This is a genomic window from Candidatus Binatia bacterium (assembly GCA_036382395.1).
GTDB lineage: Bacteria > Desulfobacterota > Binatia > HRBIN30 > HRBIN30 > JAGDMS01.
The window spans coordinates 1-4,721 of the sequence record DASVHW010000122.1 but is presented as its reverse complement, the minus strand read 5'-3'; the positions used below and the strand labels follow the sequence as shown (position 1 = coordinate 4,721).

Annotated in this window: 3 protein-coding genes; 1 reads left to right on the top strand and 2 read right to left on the bottom strand. The window is 62.8% G+C overall.

The features are described from left to right. The first annotated feature begins 280 nt into the window (after positions 1–280). Positions 281–436, top strand: a complete 156-nt coding sequence (locus tag VF515_05865) for a hypothetical protein (protein HEX7407163.1) — start codon at positions 281–283, stop codon at positions 434–436. 222 nt (positions 437–658) lie between these two features. On the opposite strand, the gene VF515_05860 is transcribed toward VF515_05865, so the two are convergent. Then, complete coding sequence (locus VF515_05860) at positions 659–3,859, bottom strand: efflux RND transporter permease subunit (protein ID HEX7407162.1); 3,201 nt, start codon at positions 3,857–3,859, stop codon at positions 659–661. Positions 3,860–3,923: 64 nt separating this feature from the next. Then, on the bottom strand, positions 3,924–4,721 hold a 798-nt coding region (locus tag VF515_05855), incomplete at its 5' end, for an efflux RND transporter periplasmic adaptor subunit (GenBank protein HEX7407161.1).

Sequence of the window (4,721 nt, the reverse complement as noted above, 5' to 3'; positions counted from 1 at the left end):
TCATGCACCGCATATGGGTTGATGGCACTGAGTTCCGTTGGACCCGGGAGGTCGCGGCGGCATAAGAGCCATGCAGGATCAATTACAATAGGAGAATACTCGAGTTCCACCAAGCCGTGGAAAGATGTCCTTCGCGGGACGATGGATGAGGTGAGTTCGTATGTCCGCTTGGACCTGCCGTTGGTGTAACGGCAAGGCCGACCCAAAGATTGTTCCGCCTCGTCCTCGAATCCCATAATGGAAGGGCCTTGGTGCCGATTCCGAAGAGAAGCGCGAGCCCGTGAGCGACATCGACACTGCAGTGGTGGATAGTCTGAAAGTGCTTGACCCCAAACGGCCGATTAGAGAAGCGGACATTGATCGGCGCCGCAGCTTTGCGGGGTTAACCACGCAGTTCCGCCGCATCGGAAGATATTTCAACTTATCGATCGCGTAACGGTGGGTCGGTGGTCCGATCGGTGCCCAAAATGGCGGCAATAGTTATTTTGCGCGTGCGCGTGAAAAAGTAGGGACGAGTTCACCAGATCAGCCCGGAGCAGCTACAGTTTCCGGCCTTCACATCGGTTCACTCGAATACGCATCAGTTCACGCGGGTGAGGTTCATCGAATATTTTGAACCGAACGGAAACCCCGCCCTTAAAGCCTTCGGTGCACACACCTATTTCTTTCGCGGCAGCTTGCTCCCCCACGATCTAATAGTTCGACCGGACCAAGCTGCGAAGCCGGCCCACGATACCCGGATGTGGTTTTCAGTAGGCACAGGGATCCATCGGTTCAAGTGTGCGATCCAACGCGTGCGGCCCTCGCTCAGATTGGCTATCGCCATCAATGCCGCTGGCGTCACGATGAGGGTGAGAATCGTCGCGAAGCCGAGGCCAAACACGATCGCCGTCGATAGATTAATCCACCATTGCGTCGACGGCGCACCCACCGTCACCTCGCGCGCTAGGAACTCAAGGTTCACGCCGAAGGCTATCGGCAGCACACCGAGGATCGCCGTGATGGCGGTGAGCGCCACTGGCCGCGCACGCTCCCGGCAGGTCTCGATAATTGCGTCGTAGGCTGGCCTTCCTTCGCGCCGCAGGCGGTCATAGGTGTCGATCAACACGATGTTGTTGTTCACAATCACGCCGGCATTGGCGATGATGCCGATGCCGGTCATCACCACGCCGAAGGCCTGGCCCATGATCAGCAGGCCGAGCAGAACGCCGATGGTGGAAAGCACGATGGCGGTGAGCACCAGCATGACCGAGGTGAGCTTGTTGAACTGCGCCAGCAGGATCGCGAAGATCAGGAACAGCGCGGTGGCAAACGCCTTGAGCAGGAAAGCCGACGCCTTGGCGCGCTCCTCGTCCTCGCCCTTCAGCTTCCACATCACGCCGGGGCCGAGGTCGGCCTGGGCGAGTTCCTGGGCGATCTCCTGCTGTACCTTGGCGCTCGGCACTCCCTCGGCCAGGTTGGACGACACCGTCATCACCCGGCTGGCAGCGACGCGGTTGATGTAGCCGACGCGCGGGCTCGGCGATCGGCTGACGAAATTGCCGATCGGCACGCTGCCGGACGCCGTTTGGACGCGCAAATCGTCGATCTGGTCGAGGCTGCGCCGGTCCTGCGGGAAACGCACGATGATGTCGACCGCCTTGTCGCTGTCGGACGGGCGGTACTCGGTGATCTTGACGCCATTGGTGACGAGCTGCACGGCAGTGCCGACGATACCGACGCCAGCGCCGTACTTCGCCGCCTCCGCCTTGTCGACGCTGATCTTCCAATCGATGCCGGGCAGCGGCTGACCGTCGTCGAGGTCGCGAATGTCTCTGCGGCTCGCCAGGATCGCCGCGACCGTCTTCGCCGCCGCCGGTAATTGATCGGGATTGATAGCGGACAATTGCACCTGGATCGGTTTTCCGGTGGGCGGCCCGGCCCGCGGCGCCGTCACCTCGACCAGGATGCCGGGAATGTCAGCGGTCTTGGCGCGGATCGCGTCCATGATCTGATGCGCAGGTGGACGCACCTTCCAATCGGCGAATTCGAACTGGATGACGCCGATCGTATCCTCGGTTATTTCGCTGGAGCCTCGCGGCTGCTCGCCCACGCGAGTGTACACGGTTTTGAGGCCGTCGAACGCCAGCACCCGCTCCTCGACCGTGCCCACCACTTTGTTCTTCTCTTCGATCGATAGGTTGCCGCGACCGTGGACGATCACCTGGCCGTAGTCCGGCTCGACGCTGGGGAAAAACTCGACGCCGCGCCCGAACGCGCCGTAAGTGACCTGCACGGCGATCAGCAGGAAGGCTGCTAGTGCCAACGTCATGCCGGGGTGACGCAGCGCCAAGCGCACAGTGCGCATATAGGGACCTTTGTCCGAGGTCCGATCGTCATGCGACACCGGCGTCGCCTTGCCGAGTAGCACGCCGAGAGTCGGGGTGAACAGGAGGGCGACCACCAGCGACGCCGACAGTGTCGCGATCAGGGTGATCGGCAGGTACTTCATGAACTGCCCCACCACGCCCGGCCAGAACAGCAGCGGCGAGAAGGCGGCGATGCGGGTGGCGGTGGCGGCAATCACTGGGCCGGCCATACGCTTAGCCGCCAGCGTGTAGGCGTCCTTCGGCGCCATGCCTTCCGACATCCGCCGTTCGGCGAATTCCGACACGATGATGGCGTCGTCGACCAGCATGCCGACGGCGAGAATGAGCGAGAACAGCACGACGATGTTCACCGTAAGCCCTGCGAGCTGGAGCCCGAGCACGCCGGCGAGGAACGACGCCGGAATGGCGATGCCGATGAACAAAGAGGCGCGGAAACCGAGGGCAAATAAGACGATCACCGCTACCAGCAGCACACCGGTCGCCACCGAGTTCTGCAGATCGCTCAACATCTGCCGAATCAACTTCGACTTGTCCTGGGTGAAGGTCACCTGTACGCCCGCGGGCCACGTGGTCTTGATCTGCTCGACCACCTTCTTCACGCCGTCGACTGTCTCGATCAGGTTGGCGCCGGAGCGTTTCGATACCTCGATGGTCATAGCGGGCTTGCCATTGACGCGGGTGATGCCGGTGGCGTCCTTGAAAGTCGGCTTGACCTGCGCAATGTCACCCAGCGTCACAGACGCGCCGGGCGACGAAATGATGGGGATGTTGAGAACGTCCGCCGGCTTCTCGATCAGGGATGGCACCTTGACGGAAAAACGGCCGGTCCGGCCCTCGAGCGCGCCAGCGGCCACAAGGCTGTTGGACGCCTGGGTCACCGCAACGAGTTGGTCGAGCGAGACGTTGTAGCTCTTCATCAACATCGGCTCGGCGACGATCTCTACCGCCTCATCGCGCGAGCCGCGCAGCTCCGCCGACAGCACGCCCGGAGCCTGCTCAATCATGTTCTTCGCCGTGCGGGCGATGTGCAACATGGTGCGCTCGGGCACGTCGCCGGACAGCGCCACCACCAGCACCGGATAGAGCGAGAGGTTGACCTCCTGCACCGACGGCTCGTCGGTATCCTTCGGCAAATCGTGTTTGGCGTCGTCAACCTTGGCGCGCACGTCGGCGAGGGCGGACTTTGAATCGAAGCCGGCCTCGAACTCGAGCAGTACGTAGCCTCCACCTTCGTAGGCCGTCGAGCGCATCTCCTTCACGTTGCTCACGGACTTCAGCTGCGTCTCGACCGGTCGCAGCATCAGCCGCTCAGCATCCTCCGGGCTGATCCCACGCTGAGTGAGTTGAACGTAAATGATCGGGATCTTGACGTCGGGCTCCGCCTCCTTCGGGATCGTCACATAGGCGACGAAGCCAGCGGCGAGCACGAACAGGAGCACCGCGACAGTGAGCCGTGCATGGCTGATGGCGTAATCGATAATCTTGGACATGCGGGTGTTCTGGTCGATTCCTTGATCTGCCGAGCCGGCTTCGCATCGGCCCAGGCGTCGTGGGTCAATTGCCGGCGGTCTTCTCTGCGACCGCTGCTGCGACGGTTTCAACCGGCAAGCCCTCGCGCACGAAGTCCTGGCCTTGCACAATGACGCGGGCGCCGTCCTCGACGCCGCCGACCCACATTGACGATTGCCCGTCCTCGGCGATCGCCACAGGGACGAAAGCCACCTTGCCGCCGGCATCGACGACGCGGACTCCGAGGTCGCCCGAGGCCGAGAAGATTAGGGCCGAGCGTGGTACGCGCGTCGCCGGCACTGACGCCATCTTGATCACGACTTCTGCGGTGATCCCATCAGGGATTTTGCCAGCGGCGTTCTCCACTTGGACCTCGATGCGATAGGTTCGGGTGGTTGGGCTCGCCGATTTAGCGACGTAGCGGATGCGGCCCGTCACGGTCTCGCCGGTGACTAGGCGGATGTCAGCGGCGTCGCCGACCTTAATACCGGCGAGCTTGCGCTCGGGTGCCTCAACCACCGCCAGCATGGGATTGAGCGCCACGATCTGCGCGATCTCTCGTCCCGCCATGGAGAACGTCGCCTGGCCGACCTCGACCGGCACGTCGCTAACGACGCCCGCCCAGGGCGCGCGGACGACACCACGCTCGCGCTCGGCTTCCGCGGCGGCAAGCGCTGCATCTGCCGCCTTCTGCTGCGATTCGAGATTGACCAGCTCGAGCTTCGGCAAGGCGCCGCTCTCGATCAGCCTGCGCTTGGCGTCGATTTCGGTCTTGCGCTGCGTCGCAAGTGCCCGCGCTTGCTCCACCTGCGCTTCGCGCGCCTCATCCGACAGGACGGCGAT